Below are 20,333 nucleotides of genomic sequence, written 5' to 3'. Positions count from 1 at the left end.
AGGCGGCGTTTGCCGCCGTACATATCCAAATGAAAACAGATTGGAGGAAACGCTTATTTCAATTCTAGTTGTAGCAGAAAAACCCTCGGTTGCCATGTCCTACGCCAAAGTCCTCGGTGCCACCAGCCGTCAGGATGGCTACCTTGAGGGCAACGGCTATCTGGTAAGCTGGTGCGTTGGTCATCTGGTAGAGCTTGCACCGCCCAACATCTACGATGAAAAGTACGTTAAGTGGAGCCTCGCAGATTTGCCCATCCTGCCGCAAAAGTGGCAGTATCTGGTGTCTGCCAGCACCAAAAAGCAGTTTGGCATTCTGCAAAAGCTGATGCACCGCCCGGATGTGGATAGCATCGTGAACAGTTGCGATGCAGGACGCGAGGGAGAACTGATCTTCCGTTTGGTGTACCAGCAAGCGGGCTGCAAAAAGCCCTTTTCCCGGCTGTGGCTGTCCAGCATGGAAGAAAACGCTATCCGGGAGGGCTTTGCCCACCTCAAACCGTCAACTGAATACGACGCGCTGTACAATGCAGCACTCTGCCGGGAACGTGCCGACTGGATGGTCGGCATCAATGCGTCCCGGCTTTTTTCGTGCCTGTACAACCAGCCCTTGGCGGTAGGGCGTGTTATGACCCCGGTGCTTGCCATGACGGTGGTGCGGGAAGCCGCCATCGCTGCCTTTGTGCCGGAGAAATTCTACACGGTGGATCTGGAACTGACCAGCGGCTGCACGGCATCCAGCCGCCGCATTCCTGAAAAATCCGTTGCAGAAAACCTGTTGAAAGCCTGCCGAAAGGAGATGGTGGCAACGATCCAGCGCATCACCCGCAAGGAAAAATCCGAGAATCCGCCGTCGCTGTACGACCTGACCACCCTTCAGCGAGACGCCAACCGCCTGCTGGGGTACAGCGCACAGCAGACGCTGGACTATGTGCAGAGCCTGTATGAGAAGAAACTTACCACTTATCCCAGAACTGATAGCTGCTATATTACCGACGATGACGAGGAAATGCTGGAGGAGCTGACCGAGGAACTGGAAGTTTTTCTCGGCATTACCACGGAAGATGTGGACGAGGCTGTGCCCCGGGCACGGCGCACAGTCAACCGGGAAAAAGTCACCGACCATCACGCCATTCTGCCCACCCGCAGTATGCTGCAAGCCGATCTGGAGGCTCTGCCCAAGGGTGAGCAGAACGTCCTGAAGCTCATTATTGCCCGGACGCTGATGGCGGTGAGCAAGCCCTTCCGGTATCTGGAGACCCTGTTGACCACCGAATGTGCAGGGGAGGAATTTACCGCCAAGGGAAAAGAGGTTCTGGAGGAAGGCTGCAAAGCGGTGGAGCGCAAGGTGCTTGCCGACATCCTGAACCGAAAACAGGAACTCACCGCCCTGCCTAATGCGGCAGAAAACGAGTGCGGCATCCTCAACGCAGAGCTGAAGGAGGGGCAAACGTCCCCGCCGAAGCATTTTACGGAGGACACCCTGCTGCACGCTATGGAAACCGCCAGTGCGGACAGTATGCCGGAGGGCGTGGAGCGGCAGGGCATCGGAACTCCGGCAACCCGTGCTGCCACCATCGAAAAGCTGGTGCAGAAGGGCTTTCTGGAACGCAAGGGCAGCAAGAAAACCAAGGTACTGCTCCCCACCGACAAGGGCAAAGCCCTCATCACCGTAATGCCCGAAGAAATCCAGTCCCCGGAAATGACCGCCGATTGGGAAACGAAGCTACTGCGTATTGAGCGCAGCGAAATGGAACCGGAAACTTTTATGACTGAAATCAAAGAGATGATCTCCTCGCTGGTAACGACCACCGAGGCTAGGAAAGGAGCGAATGCGCTTATGAAAAACAAAATCATTGGTGTTTGCCCCAACTGTGGTGCAAATGTTGTGGAGCGTGAAAAGGGCTGGTTCTGCGAGAACCGGGAGTGCCGTTTCGTGCTGTGGAAGGACAATGCGTTCTTCAAGCGTCTGGGTAAACGGCTGGATGCTCATGCGGCAGACAAGCTACTGCGGGATGGTCGGGTCCGCCTGAAGGACTGCAAGAGTGCCAAGGGCAAGACCTACAATGCTACTGTGCTGCTGTCCACCGAAGCAGATGGCCGCAGCAAGTTCTCGCTGGAATTTGAGGGTGGGTGCTGATGGAGCAGATAAAAGAAGCGGTCTACCTTATCAACGATGAACGCTATCTGCATCTCCGGGAAAACGGTGCAGGGGTCGGCTTTGCCACCTATAACAAGGTAACTGGAGAGCCGCTGGAAAGCGGGCAGATCTCGGAAAAGAATCTGCCGCCGGATGGACAAAACACCATTCCTGCCGCCCGGAACTGGTATCTGTTTGAACTTTCGGACGATGACCGTAAGGCCATCCAACAGGAAAGCGTAAAGATCCTCGAAAACATCCCGCAGACGGGCATTGGCAGACGGCGCATCTGGGAGCCGGAAACGCTGCCGAAAGACATTCGTCTCATCAACAGCCACTATGATGACCTCTATCGCATTCCAGATGGCGGCGTGATTCAGGTGGATTACCCGGATGGGCGCAGTTTTACAGCACGGGTGGAACATCTGGATGATTACCACTTTGACATGGGCGGTCTGGGCAATGTGTTCCACATCTGCCAGTTTGCCGAGGTCATGGAACGAAACCATGCAGACTTCTACCCCGAAATTCAGACACAGGACGAGCAGGCTGCATGGGAACTGGGCGGCAAGGGCTATCTTGCTATCCAGTCCTGTGAGGACGGCTGGGACTACACTATTTACCACAGTGATTATTCCGTAATGGACGGTGGGCAGCTGGATGCCCCGGAACTGACCATTCAGGAAGCTCGTGAGCAGATTCTGGAAGCGCACCACTTGGAAAAGGGGCGGCGGCTGTTGCAGGACTACGATGCCGTCATGGATAAAGTTGCGGAAGCTGAGGAACTGAGCGCAGACCACCGCCCTTCCACACTGGAAAAGCTGGCAGAACTGGCAAGTGATACGTCTGCGCCAAAATCGTCTGCACGTTCTGCGCCAGAACTGTGAGGTGGACGATGCAGCAAAAATGGAACCAGAATTTTGACGGTGAACCCATGACGGACATCCCGCAGAAGTTTCTGAACGCAGGGTGCGATGTTTATATGGTGATGCAGCTGCGGCATGACGAAAAAATCTTCGATGAAAGATTTGCTTCCATGCGGGAACTGCATCGTCGGGGCAAAACGCCAGACCCGGAGCATTATGAGGTCACCTACTATGCTGATTTGCCCGCCATGTGGCAGGATGTGCCGAACAACGAGATTTTGGAAGAACTATTTCAGATGTTCAACCTCTCCCGTCCGCAGGATTTTGAGGGGCACAGCCTGTCGGTCAGCGATGTGATCGCACTCAAACGCAATGGCGAGGTGTCTGTGCATTATGTGGACAGCATCGGCTTCAAAGATTTACAGGGGTTTCTGGACAAGCAGCCGGAACGCCATTCGGTACTGATGAATCTCAAGGAAAAGTGCGATGCCCCGGAGTGCAACCCCACGGTATGCCGGAAAGTGAGGGCTGAACATGAACTTTAACCATGAGGAACTGATGCTGATGATGCTTTACAACACCGGCACCCGGTTGGGGCTTATCCACGAGCTGCGGCTCATGCAGTGCTACCTGATGCCGGATGAAACTGCTCTGCGGGAATTGTCGGAGGGTGTTATCGAGAAGTTGAAACTGCTGACTGATGCGGAGTTTGCCGAACTGGAATTTCCCCCGGACTGATCTTTGCCGCCTGCGGGCGGCGTACATAAGTTCTTTTACAATGGGGTTCGGTGTGGTATACTGAACTCGACAACTCGGAATTTGGAGGTGCACGATGATAACAAAAATTGTTACAATTTCACTGATGGCAGTGTTCTACATCTGCTATTTTGCAAAGCTGATTAGTCAGAAAAAGCAAGGCATAAAGACAGACCAATTAGGAAAAGGAAAAGAGGGATTTGTCAAATTTATAGAAGTAGCTCTTAAAATAATCACATATTTGCTTCCTGTAATACAGATTATCAGTATTGTGTTTTATTCGGGAACAGCACATACTGTGTTGCAATTTACAGGAGTTGTAATAACAATGTTCGGTGTACTTGCTTTTATTGTTTCTGTTACACAGATGAAGGAGAATTGGAGAGCAGGTGTGCAAAAAGAAGAAAAGACCAATTTGGTAACAACGGGAATCTATTCTATTAGCAGAAATCCTGCATTTTTGGGTTTTGATTTAATGTATATAGGAATATTGTTTTCGTTCTTTAATTGGTTCCTTTGCTTTGCAACAGGTTTTGCAGTGGTATTTTTTCATTTACAGATAGTCAATGTAGAGGAAGATTTTTTGATAGAAGCATTCGGAAATGAGTACCTGCAATACAAATCAAAAGTATGCCGATATTTAGGAAGAAAAAGATAAATTCCAGTTTGCCGATGGTCGTCAACCGGGATAGTGTTATAAGCCATCGCTCTGAAAAAAATTATAACCAGCAAGAAAGTGGTCTTGATAGAACCCTTCCATTCATGCTATACTCAAACCAGCTTTAATGCACAGAAAAATTGAAAGCGGAGGATAGCCAATGGATACCAAAAAAAGATCACCCATCGACCGCCTGCTTTTTGCCACCTTTCTGAAAGGCCGCACTTCTTCCCGTGACGTATGGGAAGAAAAGGGCGATATGACCCCCGAAGATAACCAGAAGATCATCGAGGAGACCAACGAGATCATCAACGATGATTCCACCTATCCCTTCATCAGCTACCTGTCCGACCTGCTTGCAAAATCTAAACCTTCCGATGATGATGTCAAGAAACTGCACGACTGCATTGAAAAAGTTGCAGTTGCATTGGGGCAGGACAGCACCGATGTGTTCCGTGCGCTCCTTGCAAAACTGATCGAGGAGCCGGAAGAAAAGCAGACCTTTGACTGTCTGTTGGAGATGGCGGAAAAGTTTGCCGCAAAACACGAATAAACTACCATAGATTCCATAAGCGAGTGACCTGAAAAGGCCGCTCGCTTTTTTGTTTACCATGAACTTGAAGGGAGGAACGCTATGCCAAGCAAAACCGAAGAATATCTCGCCCTTGCCCAGCGCACAGCCAACGGCTTGACCCGGTATTGGGAAAGCTGGACGGACTATCTGACCACCGCATCTCGGCTGTACAAGTACCCTTTTGCAGACCAGCTCATGATCTACGCCCAGCGCCCGGATGCCACTGCCTGCGCCGACTTTGACATCTGGAACAACCGGATGAACCGCTATGTGCGCCGGGGTGCCAAGGGCATCGCCCTGCTGGACGAATCCAGCGGATTCCCCCGACTGCATTACGTCTTTGACGTAAGCGACACCGGGGTGCGCCGCAATTCCCGTGACCCGGAGGTGTGGCAGTTCAACGATGACCTGAAACAACCGGTTTCGGAAATGCTCGCCGCCACCTACGGCATCAGCGGAGAGCGTGTCAGCCAGCAGCTTGCGGATGTTGCCGGGAAACTGGTTGCTGATTATTGGGACAACAACGGTGGGGACATCCGTGCCATCGTTGACGGCTCGCTCTTGATGGATTATGATGATGCCGGGGTGGAGATGCAGTTCAAGTCCGCCGCCGCCATCAGCGTCACCTACACGCTGCTGGAACGCTGCGGCTTTGAGCCTGCCGGGTGGTTCGACAAGGAAGATTTTCGAGCCATCCACGAGTTTTCCACCCCGGATGCCGTCTTTGCCCTCGGCGCAGCCGTCAGCGACATGAGCCGGGAAGTCTTACGCCAAATTGAGCGCACCGTAAAAACCACCATCCGCCGCCGAAACAATGAAAGGAGTCAGCATGAATATGAGCAGCAATCTGAACTACACGCAGACCGGGGATTACCTTCTCCCGAACCTGACCCTGAACCAGCCCCGGAAGCCGCTGGGCAAGTACGGCAGGCTGCGCCGGACCTACCTGAAGGAGCAGCGCCCGGTGCTGTACCACACGATGCTGATGAACGGGAGCCTGTATCCGCACCTGACGGAGGTGGAGCAGAACGCAGCAGCGATGAAGGAGCATCTGATGACCGAACTGCTGGCGAAGAACCCGGCCCCGGACAAAGAAAAACATCAGATGCAGTGGGTGCAGCACATGAACAGTCTGAAAGCACAGGCAGAGGAACTGGTGCTGACGGAGCTGATCTACAGCTAAGTTTTCTGGATGCGAACATCCCCACCGAAGCCCAGCAAATTGAGAAGATCGACCAAGCGGAGAGCGAAAAAACGCCCTCCGCTTTTGTTTTGTCGCAGGCTGAAATTGAGAACGAGCTGCGGCGGCATGGTTCAGGGTTTACAGGCGGCAAACAGCGCATTATTGCGCTGTACCAGACCCAGCCTGACCGCAAACTCCGTGCCAAAGCACTGGCAAAGGAGTACGGCATCGGTGGGCACTCCCACGATTATCTGGATGGCAGTCGAGGCTTCGTCAACCACGACTGGAAGGGTCTGGAATTTGTTCATTATCCCGACCACCAGAAAATCACCCTGAAATGGGCGCAGGTGGAAAAGTATATCGACCTTATGATTCAGTCCGACCGCTATCTGACAGATGAGGAAAAGGAACAGCGTGCTACCAGACAGGAAGCATCCAACTACAATGTCGGGGATGAAGTTGTGGTAGACCTGCCCACCAGAACGATTGAAGGTACCATCGGCTATGTTGGCGAAACCGATGTGCGCATCGACACCAGTGCGCACGGGCAGTCTTGGGACAATGAGGTTATTAACAAGCAGCAGTTTGAGCAGGGGCTGCGACAGAGTGCGACTGCTCAGCGTGTGGATAAAATGCTGGCGCAGGCAGAAGCCATCGCCAAGGAATCCGAAGTGCCTGAATACGAACGTTTCTCTGTCCGAAAAGTCGTTGACGGTAAAATGCCGCTTTTTGCTATCTGGGATGATCTTTATGATGACTACTATGAAACCAATCACGCCGTTCCACAGTTTTCTGACGAGAAGCAGGCAGAATCTTATCTGGAAAATCTGAAAAAAGAAGTTGCAGACAGAGAAGCCGCCGAGTGGCTCAAAGTCGAACACGCAAAATTTTTAGCAGACAAGGACGAGCCGGAGCCGTCTGACGAAGAACTGGATGAACTGCCGATCTCAACGGTCATTGACGGCGAAGTGCAGACTTTCCCGGATGCCGCAGCTTTGGATAAAGCCGTCAACGCAGAATCTGAGTCTGAACCTGTCGGGAATTTCCACATCACAGATGAACATCTGGGCGAGGGCGGCGCAAAGCAGAAGTACGCAAGAAATATCGAGGCCATCAAAACCCTGTTCCAGCTGGAACAGGAGCATCGTGGTGCCACCGCCGAGGAGCAGCAGGTGCTTTCGCAATATGTGGGCTGGGGCGGTCTGGCGGATGCCTTTGACCCCGGCAAAGATAGTTGGGCAAAGGAATATGCAGAGTTGAAAGGGCTGCTCTCCGAGGATGAGTACGCTGCTGCCCGTTCCAGCACCCTGAACGCCCACTACACCGCCCCGGTGGTGATTCGCTCTATTTATGATGCAGTGGAACGCATGGGTTTCCGGTCTGGCAACATCTTGGAGCCGTCCATGGGCATGGGCAACTTCTTTGGAATGCTGCCGGACACCATGCAGGACAGCCGCTTGTACGGCGTGGAACTGGACAGCATCACCGGGCGCATTGCCAAGATGCTGTATCCGCAGGCTGACATTACTGTTGCCGGCTTTGAGACCACCGACCGCCGTGACTTCTATGACCTTGCCGTGGGCAATGTGCCTTTCGGTCAGTACAAGGTCAACGACAAGGCGTACAACAAGCTGGGATTCAGCATCCACAACTATTTTTTTGCGAAAGCCATCGACCAAGTGCGTCCGGGCGGCGTGGTGGCGTTCGTCACCAGTCGCTACACCATGGACAGCAAGGACAGCACCGCCCGCAAGCACATGGCAGAGCGTGCCGATCTGCTGGGTGTGATCCGTCTGCCCAACAATGCGTTCAAGGCGAACGCAGGCACCGAAGTGGTTTCGGACATTATCTTTTTGCAAAAACGTGACCGCCCTGCGGACATTGAGCCGGACTGGGTACAGCTTGGAAAAACGGAAGATGGCTTTGCCATCAACCAGTATTTCGTAGACCACCCGGAGATGGTGCTGGGCGAACTGACCACCGAAAGCACCCAGTACGGACGAGAGGAATTGACCGTTGCCCCCATCGAGGGCGCAAACCTTTCCGACCAGCTTGCCGAAGCGGTGCAGCACATCGAGGGGCAGTACACCGCCGCCGAGGTGGACGCTCCCGACATTGCCGAGGAAGAAGCCACCCGGCGCACCCTGCCTGCCGACCCGGAAGTGAAGAATTTCTCCTACACCGTGGTGGACGGCGAGGTGTTCTACCGGGAAAACTCCGTGATGACGCAGGTGGAGCTGTCCGACACCGCCAAGGGGCGTGTTACCGGCATGGTGGAGCTGCGGCAGATCGTCAACGAGCTGATTCAGCAACAGTTGGAGGATTACCCCGATGCTGACATCAAGGCAACGCAGGAGCGTTTGAACACTGCCTACGATGCCTTTACCTCCAAGTACGGCTTGCTGAATGACCGCAAAAACGGGCGGCTGTTTGAGCAGGATTCCTCCTACTATCTGCTCTGCTCCTTGGAAAATCTGGACGAGCAGGGGCAGCTTAAATCCAAAGCGGCGATGTTCACCAAACGCACCATTCGCCCGGAGCGCACCGTCACCAGTGTGGATACCCCCAGCGAAGCGTTGGCGGTATCCATCGGAGAACACGGCAAGGTGGACTTGCCCTATATGGCAGAGCTGCTGGGCACGCCCGGTGACTATGGGCGTATTACCACCGAACTCTCCGGTGTGATCTTCAAAGACCCTGCCGCTGACCCCACCGACCCGGAAGCGGGCTGGCAGATGGCAGACGAATATCTGTCCGGCGATGTCCGGGCAAAGCTGCGGATGGCGCAGTTTGCGGCAGAGACCAACCCGGAATTTGCCGTTAATGTCACCGCATTGGAAAAGGCGCAGCCCAGAGAACTGGAAGCCTCCGAAATTGATGTGCGCTTGGGTGCCACATGGCTGGACCCGGATATTATCCAGAAGTTTATGACCGAGACTTTTCAGATTCCCTACTATCTGCGCCATGCGGTCAAGGTGAGATATTCTCCGTATACCGCCGAGTGGCGTGTGGAGGGCAAGACCGCCACCGGGCGGAGTGACATTATTTCGTCCGAGACCTACGGCACATCCCGTGCCAATGCCTATAAGATTCTGGAGGAGACCCTGAACCTGAAAGATGTCCGCATCTACGACACCATTGAGGATGCCGAGGGCAAGCCCAAGCGTGTGCTGAACAAGCGGGAGACCATGCTGGCGCAGCAAAAACAGCAGGTCATCAAGGATGCTTTTGCCAACTGGGTTTGGCAAGACCCCCAGCGGCGCATTGCGCTGGTGAAACAGTACAACGAGCTGTTCAACTCTACCCGCCCCCGTGAGTATGACGGAAGTCACATCAAATTCGTGGGCATGAACCCGGAGATCACCCTCCGGGAACACCAGCGCAACGCCATCGCTCATGTGCTTTATGGCGGTAATACGTTGCTTGCACACGAAGTCGGTGCGGGCAAGACCTACGAAATGGCGGCATCCGCTATGGAGGCGAAACGGCTGGGGCTGTGCCAGAAATCCTTGTTCGTAGTGCCCAACCATCTGACGGAACAGTGGGCAAGCGAGTTCCTGAACCTCTACCCTAACGCAAAACTTTTGGTGGCACGACGCAAGGACTTTGAAACTGCCAATCGCAAAAAGTTCTGCGCCCGCATCGCCACCGGCGACTACGATGCTGTCATCATCGGGCATAGCCAGTTTGAGCGCATTCCGCTGTCCTTTGAGCGGCAGGAGCGTATCATTCAGGAGCAGATTTATGAAACGCTTGCCGCCATCAATGAGCTGAAAGTCCACGCAGGCGAGAATTTCTCCATCAAGCAGATGGAAAAGACCCGGAAAACGCTGGAAACCAAGCTGGAAAAACTGCGTTCCGATGAGCGCAAGGATGATGTAATTACCTTTGAGCAACTGGGCGTTGACAGGCTCTTTGTGGACGAGTCACATTTCTACAAGAACCTCTTTTTGACCACAAAAATGCGGAATGTCGCTGGATTATCCACCAGCGAAGCCCAGAAATCCAGCGATATGTTCGGCAAGTGCCGCTATCTGGACGAGATCACCGGCGGACGGGGCGTGGTGTTCGCTACCGGCACCCCCGTGAGCAACTCCATGACCGAGTTGTACACGGTCATGCGGTATCTGCAATACAGCACCTTGCAGCAGAAAAAGCTGACCCACTTCGACTGCTGGGCATCCACCTTTGGAGAGACCACCACTGCCATCGAGCTTGCGCCCGAAGGTACTGGCTATCGGGCGAGGACGAGATTTGCAAAGTTCTTCAATCTGCCGGAACTGATGTCCATGTTCAAGGAGGTTGCGGACATCAAGACTGCCGACCAGCTCCACTTGCCGGTGCCGGAGGCAAAGTTTGAGACCGTGGTGGCAAAGCCGTCCGACCTCCAAAAGGAGATGGTGCAGGAGTTGAGCAAACGTGCTGCGGAAATCCACTCCGGCACGGTGGATGCGTCTGTGGACAATATGCTCTGCGTCACAAGCGACGGCAGAAAAATCGGTCTGGATGTGCGCCTGATGAACCCCATGCTGCCGGATGACCCCAACAGTAAGTTAAACGTCTGTGTACAGAATGTGCTGAAAATCTGGGAGGAGGGCAAAGACCAGAAGCTGACCCAGCTTTTGTTCTGCGACCTTTCGACCCCAAAGAACGATGGCAACTTCAACGTCTACGATGATATTCGCAAAAAGCTGATCGCCGCCGGTGTGCCGGAAAACGAGATCGAATTTATCCACAATGCCGACAGCGAAACAAAAAAGGCGGCGCTGTTCTCCAAAGTGCGCTCCGGCGATGTGCGAGTGTTGCTCGGAAGTACGGCGAAAATGGGAGCCGGAACCAACGTCCAGTCCCGGCTTGTGGCAGTGCATCACTTGGACGTAGGCTGGAAGCCCAGCGACATGACCCAGCGCAATGGTCGCATCATCCGGCAGGGCAATATGAATAAAGAAGTCAAGGTGTTCAATTACGTTACGGAGGGGACGTTTGACAGCTATCTCTTTCAGACTTTGGAGAACAAGCAGCGATTCATCTCGCAAATTATGACTTCCAAATCCCCGGTTCGCTCCTGCGACGATGTGGACGAGCAGGCATTATCCTATGCGGAGATTAAGGCACTGTGCGCCGGAAACCCTCTTATCAAGGAGAAGATGGACTTGGATGTGCAGGTTGCAAAACTGAAAGTCCTGAAAGCCGACCACCAGAGCCAGAAATTCCGTCTGCAAGACAAGCTGCTGACCAAGTTCCCGGCTGACATTCAGGAAACGAACGCTCACATTGCCGGGCTGAAAGCCGATGCACAGCTTGCCGCCGCCCATCCGCAGGGCAAGGAGGAGTTCTGTGGCATGGTCATTAAGGGCGTTGCCTACGACGAGAAAAAGACCGCCGGTGAGCGTCTGGTGCTTGCCTGTTCGGAACTGCCCAACGCCGAGGAAAAAGTCATCGGCAGCTACCGGGGCTTTGAACTGTCCCTGCGGTTCGATGCTTTCCGCACGGAGTATCAGGCACTCTTGAAAGGGCAGAGGAAGTACACGGTTCCCTTGGGCACTGACCCACTGGGCAATATCATCCGTCTGGATAACTCCCTGAACAACTTCCCGGAGCGCATCACTGCCGCCGAGAACGAGCTGGATACCCTGCATCAGCAGCAGGCGGCGGCGCAGATCGAGGTGGAAAAGCCCTTCCCGCAGGAGGAAGAACTGGCGGAGAAGTCCGCACGGCTTGCAGAACTGAACGCCCAGTTGGATGTGGACGAAAAGAGCCACGAGCCGGAACAGGACGAGGAAGAACAGGCGGATGCACCTCGCCGCCCCTCGGTGCTGGCGGCGCTGGAGGAAAAAACGGACAAGCCGGAGCCGGTGAGGCCCTTCAAAAGCTATCTGGATAAGGACGGTGATGCCCGGTGAGGGAAAAACGGGACGAGATCATCATCCTGAGAACCACAAAAGCGGAGAAAAATCGTATCTATGAAAAGATGCTGGGCATAGGCATCCGCAGCCTGAGCGCCTATATTCGCAAGATGGCTCTGGACGGTTACTGCCTGCACCTCGACCTGAAGGAACTGCGCCGCATGGCTTATCTGCTCCAAATGTGCAGCAACAACCTCAACCAGTACGCCAAACGTGCCAACGAGTGCGGCAAAGTCTACGCCGCCGACATGGAGGACCTGCGGCAGCGGCTGGACGAGCTGATCGACATTGGCAGAAAAATTCTCGCTCGGCTGGCAGAACTCTAAAATTTTCCCCCGTAGTTGGAGGGCTGCGGGGGTACATAAGGGTTGACATCCTTGCAAAGCAATCGTTGACACCTTTATAATAGGGACGAAAGGTAGGTGCTGGACATGAGGTTCGTTTTTAAGATGATCGTTTTCCCGTTTTGGCTGCTTACGGCTTTCCTTGCGCTGATGCTGAAATGGACGCTGAACCTGTCAGCGTTTGTGCTGGCGCTGCCCATGCTGTATATCTTCGGCTGCGGCCTTTATACGCTGTACTGCCGGGAGTGGCTGCAATTTTTGATTTTGCTGGTGGCAGAGTTTGGATGCTTCCTGCTTATCACTGCTGGGACAGTCATTGTAGAAGCCGTGGAATGGTTCAGTGGTTGGATTGCAGAACTATAAAATTTTTATGCCGCCGATGTGCGGCATTTCCTTTTTGCCGGGAGGTGGTCAAACTGGCTGCAACACGATTGATTGCACTGCACAAAAACAAGGGAAAATCCGTTGCGGCCTGCCTGAAAAGCCGAACAGATTACGCCCAGAACCCGGACAAAACTCAGCAGGGCGAGCTGGTCAGCAGTTACGAATGCAGTCCCTTGACCGTGGATGAAGAATTTATGATCTCCAAACGCCAGTATGAACTGATGACTGGGCGCAGGCAGAAAAGTGATGTGATCGCATATCAGATTCGGCAGTCGTTCAAACCCGGAGAAATCACCGCCGAAGAAGCCAACAAGGTCGGTTATAAGCTTGCCATGCGGTTCACGAAAGGCAAGCACGCTTTTATCGTTGCTACCCACACGGACCGGCAGCACATCCACAACCACATTATTTATAACTCCACTGCGCTGGACAGCACCCGGAAATTCCGGGATTTTTTATTGTCCGGGCTTGCGGTACAGCGGTTGAGCGATTTGATTTGTCTGGAACATCAGCTGTCTGTTATTGAAATCAAGCCGTACCGGGAGCGGCAAAAGCGCACACTTTATCCACTCAAAGAAAGCAATCGTGATAAGCTGTGCGCCGTAATCGACGGCATCCTGCTGAACGAGAAGCCTGCAAGTTTTGAAGTCTTTCTGCAAAAACTGGAGCGGCAGGGATATGAGGCGAAGCGTGGCAAGCACACGGCGGTGAAGGGCAAGGGACAGAAACGTTTTATCCGGTTCCGCACTCTGGGCACCGGCTATGGTGAGGACGAGATCAAGGCGGTGCTGGAGGGCAAGGCAAAACACCAGCCGTACCAGAAGCAGCCGCCGAAAGAACAGCCCTTCCAGTTGCTGGTGGATATTCAGGGAAAAATGGCAGAGGGCAAAAGTGTCGGCTACAAAAAGTGGGCAACGAAGTTCAACCTGAAAGAGATGTCCAAAACGCTGCTATTTTTACAGGAGCAGAAAATCGGCAGCGCCGAAGAACTGCGGGAACGTGCAGCGGCGGCAACAGAACGCTATCATGCTATGGGGGATTCCATCAAGGCAGCGGAAGCAAGGTTGACAGAAATTGCCGTGCTGAAAACCCACATCATCAACTACGCCAAGACCCGTCCGGTCTATGATGCCTACCGCAAGTCAGGGTACAGTAAAAAGTTTTTGGAAGCTCATCGGGAGGAAATCACCCTGCACAAGGCGGCGAAGGCTGCCTTTGACGAGGCAGGGCTACAAAAATTGCCGAAGGTCAAGGCGTTGGATGCGGAGTTCGCAGAACTGCTGACCAAGAAGAAAGCAGCCTACCCGGACTACCGCAAGGCACGGAACGAGATGCAGGAACTGATGAAAGCTCAGAAGAATGTAGAGATGTTTTTCGCAGAAGAAAAGGTCCCCAAGGATAAAGCGCAGACCCGATAAACAGAGAACACCGAGGATTCTTCCCGTTTTTGGGGAGTCCTCGGTGTTCTTTTTCGTTATAGAAGCATTTGGCGCAAATGCGCAGCCTGCATCCAGCGGATGCAGTACACAAAGGGTTTGGGACTATCCCAACAAGCATTTTGCAGAGCAAAAATGGCGTTTGTATATACGGACGCCCTGCTTGCAGGTACTGATTGGTAATGTTATGCTTTTGATTCTATCGTTAGATATTCAATCAATAACCGCATAAATCACCTCGCTGGTTGTACCAAGTGAGATAAACAAATTAATATGTTCCTCCTAAAAAGGATTCAATGATTTTTCCATCACAGATATGTATTTGCCTACTTGCGTACGCTGCCACATCTGGAGAGTGTGTTACCATAACAATCGTCATGCCACTGCGATTGAAACTGGAAAACAGTTCCATAATGGCGAGGCTGTTAGCTTTGTCTAAGTTGCCGGTAGGTTCATCGGCCAGTAACACACGCGGCGAACGAGCTAGCGCTCTTGCAATGGCAACGCGCTGTTGTTCGCCGCCAGAAAGATTTACTGGTCGCTTGTTGGCTTTTTCGGCCATGCCAACGCGTGCGAGCAGTTCATGTGCAACCGCATCTCTTTCCCGTTTGGACACACCCGCATAACCAAGCGGCATACAGACGTTTTCAAGCGCGCTAATTTCATTGACCAAGTTGAATGCTTGGAATACATAACCAATTTTTTCGTTACGTAATGCCGCGCCGGCTTTACTTTTCAGTCGTGTAATGTCCTCGCCGTCAAAGAAATAACTGCCGCTTGTCAGTTCATCCATACAGCCTAAAATGTTTAGCAGAGTCGATTTGCCGCAGCCTGAACGGCCTGTAATAGCAACAAAGTCGTGAGGATAGATTTCAAGGTTTACCGCCTCGATCCCTACAGTTTTCACACCACCCTGCCGATAAATTTTACTTGCATCTTGCAGCTTTAGAATCGGTTTCATTTTTGCTCCTTTTAGCGCTATAAAATCTTCGTTGGGTAGCGACTACGCGTGCCGAGGACCGTACATACACAACATATAAGCGTGATTCCAAATGCCATGCCTATTGCAAGTATCGCGCATGTCCAGGAAAACCGCACTGTGAATGTCACAGTGGAAAGCTGCGGTGCAATAAATATTGTTAACAGCAAACTTATTACGCCTCCCAAAAGTGAAAAAAGCAACACTTCGCAAAACAGTTCAAAAATAAGCGTACCGTGTGTTGCCCCCAAAGTCAACGCAATAACGAATTCTCGTCTGCGCTGTTCTACATAGATAAGTAAAACTCCGATGATGCCCACCGTTGTAATGACAAGCGAACATTTTGCCACCCATACAAACAGCTCCATCCATTGAGTTAAATCGCGGATGGATTTTTTGAGTTCCGCGCGTTGGTCAGACACCGTATAACTGTAGGACGGATGACGGCTTTGTAGCCAATCGGCAATTCTCTGTACATCGTCAATACCCTGTCCGCTTTGTAAAAATACGCTCAAATAGGCCATGGGGGCGTCAGCATTGGCAGTCAACATATTTAGCTGCGAAAACGGCAAAACGATAAGCTGTGCGGTATCCACATTTTCACTTTCCATAGCGCTCAATAGTAAGAGATCAGAATTGTCAGGTAAGGTTGCTGTGTGCAGTAGCTGTCCGTTTATCGTTGCGCCTTGTTCATCAAGCAAAAACCAATCACGACAAAAGAACAATCTGTTGGGCAAGTCCTTTTCTATTTGCGCACCGAAATAAACCGTATCCGGTTCTGGCTGTACGCCGAAGAAGAATTCAAAAGTGTTCTCATCCATAGAAGAAAATATGACATCTTGCACCTTATCCTCTTGTAGCTCAAATGTATAGATTGTTCGTTCAAGCAACAGATATGAAAAGCTATACTCCGAGCCATATATTTCGCATAACTGAGTATAATCTTCAGGCGTTACGGCAGCATTGAGACCATCGCCGCCATAATACTGAATGGATATACTGCTTTTTCTGCTCTGCATTTCGTAGGCTTCCAAACGGTATGTGGCGGCTCTGCCGGACAAATATCCACAAAGTACAACTGTCGTGCCAAGCACAAACTCTATAAGCAGAAAAAGATAGGTTTTACGGTTCAGCCACAGCTTTTGCACCGCACGGTAGAGCGGATATAACATCATGACACCCTCTCCATCAATTCTACAAGCTTTCTTCTTTTCAAATTTCGCATGGTGGCCCACGTGACAAGCAATACCATTCCTGCTCCGAAGACGAACGCTCCGATGTATACGCCAGCAGTAAGGGCAAGAGCAAAGGTTTGGGGAGCCGTTGGCCGCAAAAGTTGCACAAGCGCCAAATCAAGAATAAACGCAGCAGCGAAACACAACAGGTTTTCTACCAATGCGGAGAAAAGTTCCGTGCTGTAAGAAGAGCCCAGCGCCATATGTATGCCAATGAGCCGCTTATTGTGTAGGATTTTTCCGGTAAGCACGAGCCCAATGTTAAGACCTGCAAACAGCAGGCTGACAGCCCCCGCACTGAATATGAGAACTGACTGTTGGATGCACTGACTGAGAAGCTTTTGAAAGTCCTGCTCACCATTGCGAACGCTACGAACTTTCAGTCCAATGGTTTCGAGCGCAGTGCACAAACGCTCTAAATCACTTTGTTGCGTATTGCGAAAATAGATTCGACTGTACTGTAAAGCGCCTTTACTGGTCTGCGGCGCAAGCGGAAGGAAAATTTTGCCGTTGTTGCGCACAGAAGAATAAACACCCGCCAGCTTGTATGCTTGACCGTCAACCGTGACAGTATCGCCTATAGACAACTCACCATATTGCTCCAAATCCGTTTTTTCTATAATGCATGTATTTTGATTTTTAGAAAATACGGATTCTCCTGCTACAGGTACAAACATTTCAAAGTCTGTGATGTTTTCAGTTGTATAATAGACCACCTCACTGTGACGCTCATCGTTCCAGTCTACAGTACTATTGCAATACGCAATGAGGGCAAAATCTGCCGACTTTATTCCTACGTTTTGTATAGTTCTTTGAACATCCTGAAATGCGACATCTTCGCCATATAAAGTAAGCACGGTTGTATCTGCTCCCCCCTGAATACGCATAGTCTTGATGTTCTGTACGAATACATTAATGTTGCCAAGACAAAAAATAGGGAACAGTAGCCCTAATGCCATAGAAACAATCAAAATCACATTGATTTTAAATTCATGACAAAATTGCACGGTTGAAAGCCAAATGTAATAAGAAAAACTATTCGTTTTCATCAAGATACCTCAGAGGGAGAATTTGAGCGTTTTATATGATAGAGAGTGCCTTGTGTAGCATCAGATACCCAAAATCCATCTTCAGTACGTACAAGATAAGATTCCGGAGATAATTCTTCAAATTCTATTAAGGTTTCAACATATGTGCCGTCCAACTTATAATGATCTAACCGCGCCCAAGCGCATGTGAGCACATAAATATCCTTACCGTCAATGCAAAAATCTGTTGGACAATATTTATAAGGAAAAGCAAACACTTTCTTCAATTTTCCATGTGCCGTTATTTCATAGAGATAACTTTCTCCACCACTGGCATGAAATGAGTGAGAATCTTTCCAATGTACAAAAGTATTAACACCGTAGACGGTTTTATCTGTACATGTTATAAATCCATAAAAGGGTTCTGAAGACCTTTGTTTTTTCCCGTTTGAACCAATTAGAGAAACACAAGATTTCTCCTCATTTGCACAATTATTAGTAAGAAAAAGTGTTTCATCATCAGAAATTGAGATATCCATATAGTAATTGTTTTGAGAATCAGACAATTGGTCGAGCTCTATTGACCGAATCGTATGAAAATTCTCATCAAGAATTTGAACACGAGAATTTCCGGAATCAATAACATAAAGCCTATCATTCCAGACAGCCAGACCTGTAGGGCGAACAAATTCTCCTGAAGCATTTCCCAAATTACCAACCTGTCCTTTGATTTCGCCAAAACTATCCAATATTTCCAGGCAGTTTTGATCTGGCCTCGCTACAACTATATTTGATCCAAAGTTCGCTATCCCTGCGAGCTGCGAGTATTTGATTTTCCTTTCAAAAAAATAGTCGGAATTTACAATTGTGCTTATTTCTTCCGCAGCCATGTTTTGTCTATCGGGATAGCTCATCGTGTATCCTATGATGCACACGGCCAAAACAGTTACGATAGCAAGTATTATTTTTTTCATCTGTTTTGTATCCTCACTACTCTACAAATTGAATTCAATTGTCACTACAATCCATACTCATAAATTGAATCCTCATACTTTTTATATGTTTTCTCGGCCAGTCACACAATCAAGCAATAAAGAATTGAGTTTTTATTGGAACGGGAAAAATGTTTGGGCTCAACATTCACTATCGCGATTCCTTATTTGAAATTGTAGCAAAAGCTTAAAGCCAACATAGACTTCCACCGTTAGATGTGCATAATTGCAGCCCTATTAACAGCATCCCAACCTATTCTCTTGTACATCATAATTAGTATTAGTGGTTCCACTGGATGTCGTGCATACTTGCTTAAGATATGCTTTTTGATATTCTGTATCACTTAACCAGAATAAACCGCATCCCTTATCCACGCAGTATGGACTTCCAGTTTTATATGTGGTCCAATTTCCACAAGCAGCATTAGCTTGCATTGCACCGTTACAGATTATCCCAAGGAAAATCATTACAGATAGCATACATACAACCACAAGACGATTCACAGCCTTTGAGATATTTGTCATTATTGAACTCCTTTCTGTGTGACTAGCCGAGAAAGCACACAAATGTTGTGGCATGAAGATTACCGCTGATATATGACAGATAAAAGGTTTTCAACTGGGGTTTCCCCGATTTCTCGGTACGAACCCTTATCTATCATTATAAATGAAGGATACCAGTTAATATCGTAAACCAGTCCAAACAGTTTGTCTTTGTCTATATTGTAGTCCCCATTCTCCGAATCATATTTATAAATATAGATAATTTCATAATCGTCTGAAACGTTGTTACTTTCAAACAATTTGCTTGCGGCATCGCAATCAGAACAGCCGGGCATGTAAAAATAGATAAGCACGGGTTTATTTGATGAGCTATTTGAATAATTATCAACAATATATTTATTGGCGTTGCTTTTTAATTCGTCGCTATCTGTTACGTCAAGTAGAATAAGCTTCTCAATCAAATTTTCTCGGGAAACATCCTTAAATATTACAAATCCAGAATCATCAAGTATAAAGAATGTCGGAGTAGCGGTGGACAATTTAGCTTCCCCATTTAACGAATAGTTGATGCTTGGGTCAAGCGAATATTTATTTATATAATGATCAGGGATTTTATCCTGCCAAATAATCGCATAATCAATCTGGTCACCAAAGGTAGCTGCAAACCTCTCAAAATCAGAAATACTGTCAAGACAGCTTGAACAGGAACTGGAGAGATAAAAGGTAACTGTGTACTTCTTGCCTTTGGAAATCTTAGTCACGGCTTTACCTTCATGATCCCATAAATCAAATCCGGAGAACTCATCTCCGAATTCAATATATGATACGTTCGAATCATTTAATATGGATGACAAGCTTATTCCATTTGCCTGTGCAATCACCAAAACTCCAGAAAGTAATAATAGCACCGCAATAATAGCGCTTTGAACAACAACAACTTTTTTCATACCGTCGAGCGTCCTTTCCTAATGGGTTCAAAATGCTTTAAGCATCATGTCTGACCGTTCAAAATCAAAATTATAGCGGAGCTGAACATTTTGATTTGTTCATATGATATAATACTTTTTCAATAAATCAACATTTTTGTTATAATCAAGGGTTTTATTGTAATGAAAAAGAAGCCGATGGATTTTGAGGGGCACTCATAATCCATCGGCGTTATTCAAAAATCTTTTTTACATGGTTGATACTTTTCGCTATGAAGTTGGACGGAGGTGAAGCCGCTCACCAAATATCGAAGTGAATGCGTCATTTTGATTGTTCAGCAAATCTGTTGTTTGCATGCTGTACACTTTTGGGGAGCGCATTCTTTTTTGAATGGGCATGTACATTCAAATCTGTTTTATCGTAA

Annotated in this window: 16 protein-coding genes; 11 read left to right on the top strand and 5 right to left on the bottom strand. The window is 49.8% G+C overall.

Annotation, left to right across the window (positions count from 1 at the left end; genetic code table 11):
* Positions 1-94: 94 nt before the first annotated feature.
* The 11 genes from MTP36_RS14510 to MTP36_RS14460 all read left to right on the top strand — a co-directional run bounded on the left by MTP36_RS14510 (position 95) and on the right by MTP36_RS14460 (position 14,226).
* Positions 95-2,137, top strand: a complete 2,043-nt coding sequence (locus MTP36_RS14510) for a type IA DNA topoisomerase (RefSeq protein WP_249251565.1) — start codon at positions 95-97, stop codon at positions 2,135-2,137.
* A complete protein-coding gene (locus MTP36_RS14505) occupies positions 2,137-3,024 on the top strand; it encodes an LPD16 domain-containing protein (protein WP_249251557.1) in 888 nt (295 codons plus the stop codon). Before MTP36_RS14510 ends, MTP36_RS14505 begins: the two co-directional genes overlap by 1 nt.
* An 8-nt stretch (positions 3,025-3,032) precedes the next feature.
* Entirely contained in the window at positions 3,033-3,548 is a 516-nt protein-coding gene (locus MTP36_RS14500; RefSeq protein ID WP_249251542.1) for a YodL domain-containing protein, read from the top strand.
* Complete coding sequence (locus MTP36_RS14495; protein ID WP_097779582.1) at positions 3,538-3,741, top strand: transposon-transfer assisting family protein; 204 nt, start codon at positions 3,538-3,540, stop codon at positions 3,739-3,741. Before MTP36_RS14500 ends, MTP36_RS14495 begins: the two co-directional genes overlap by 11 nt.
* A 94-nt stretch (positions 3,742-3,835) precedes the next feature.
* On the top strand, positions 3,836-4,417 hold the full coding sequence (locus MTP36_RS14490; RefSeq protein ID WP_249251534.1) for a methyltransferase family protein: 582 nt from the start codon (positions 3,836-3,838) through the stop codon (positions 4,415-4,417).
* 160 nt (positions 4,418-4,577) lie between these two features.
* A complete protein-coding gene (locus MTP36_RS14485) occupies positions 4,578-4,970 on the top strand; it encodes a hypothetical protein (RefSeq protein ID WP_249251526.1) in 393 nt (130 codons plus the stop codon).
* An 850-nt stretch (positions 4,971-5,820) separates the two neighbouring features.
* Positions 5,821-6,174 carry a TnpV protein gene (locus MTP36_RS14480; RefSeq protein WP_249251524.1) on the top strand — a complete coding sequence of 118 codons (354 nt, stop codon included), beginning with the start codon at positions 5,821-5,823 and terminating at the stop codon, positions 6,172-6,174.
* A gap of 161 nt (positions 6,175-6,335) precedes the next feature.
* Positions 6,336-12,077, top strand: a complete 5,742-nt coding sequence (locus MTP36_RS14475; RefSeq protein ID WP_442900291.1) for a DEAD/DEAH box helicase family protein — start codon at positions 6,336-6,338, stop codon at positions 12,075-12,077.
* Entirely contained in the window at positions 12,074-12,406 is a 333-nt protein-coding gene (locus MTP36_RS14470; RefSeq protein ID WP_249251517.1) for a plasmid mobilization protein, read from the top strand. The genes MTP36_RS14475 and MTP36_RS14470 overlap by 4 nt, the downstream gene beginning before the upstream one ends.
* 105 nt (positions 12,407-12,511) lie before the next feature.
* Complete coding sequence (locus tag MTP36_RS14465) at positions 12,512-12,787, top strand: hypothetical protein (protein ID WP_154244602.1); 276 nt, start codon at positions 12,512-12,514, stop codon at positions 12,785-12,787.
* A 53-nt stretch (positions 12,788-12,840) separates the two neighbouring features.
* Complete coding sequence (locus MTP36_RS14460) at positions 12,841-14,226, top strand: relaxase/mobilization nuclease domain-containing protein (protein ID WP_154244601.1); 1,386 nt, start codon at positions 12,841-12,843, stop codon at positions 14,224-14,226.
* Positions 14,227-14,512: 286 nt separating this feature from the next.
* Here the strand turns inward: MTP36_RS14460 and MTP36_RS14455 are convergent, their stop codons facing one another.
* The 5 genes from MTP36_RS14455 to MTP36_RS14435 all read right to left on the bottom strand — a co-directional run bounded on the left by MTP36_RS14455 (position 14,513) and on the right by MTP36_RS14435 (position 19,929).
* A complete protein-coding gene (locus MTP36_RS14455; protein ID WP_117527997.1) occupies positions 14,513-15,205 on the bottom strand; it encodes an ABC transporter ATP-binding protein in 693 nt (230 codons plus the stop codon).
* A 17-nt stretch (positions 15,206-15,222) separates the two neighbouring features.
* A complete protein-coding gene (locus MTP36_RS14450; protein WP_117527995.1) occupies positions 15,223-16,398 on the bottom strand; it encodes an ABC transporter permease in 1,176 nt (391 codons plus the stop codon).
* Complete coding sequence (locus MTP36_RS14445) at positions 16,395-17,507, bottom strand: ABC transporter permease (RefSeq protein ID WP_154244598.1); 1,113 nt, start codon at positions 17,505-17,507, stop codon at positions 16,395-16,397. Before MTP36_RS14445 ends, MTP36_RS14450 begins: the two co-directional genes overlap by 4 nt.
* The gene (locus tag MTP36_RS14440; RefSeq protein ID WP_117527992.1) at positions 17,507-18,460 is read right to left on the bottom strand and encodes a hypothetical protein; all 954 of its coding nucleotides are present in this window, start codon (positions 18,458-18,460) and stop codon (positions 17,507-17,509) included. Before MTP36_RS14440 ends, MTP36_RS14445 begins: the two co-directional genes overlap by 1 nt.
* A 602-nt stretch (positions 18,461-19,062) precedes the next feature.
* Positions 19,063-19,929 carry a thioredoxin family protein gene (locus MTP36_RS14435; RefSeq protein ID WP_117527990.1) on the bottom strand — a complete coding sequence of 289 codons (867 nt, stop codon included), beginning with the start codon at positions 19,927-19,929 and terminating at the stop codon, positions 19,063-19,065.
* Positions 19,930-20,333 lie beyond the last annotated feature (404 nt).

Origin of the sequence: Faecalibacterium sp. I4-1-79, assembly GCF_023347235.1 — a bacterium.
In the GTDB taxonomy this organism is placed as follows: domain Bacteria; phylum Bacillota; class Clostridia; order Oscillospirales; family Ruminococcaceae; genus Faecalibacterium; species Faecalibacterium tardum.
This window is presented reverse-complemented; position numbering and strand designations above follow the sequence as displayed.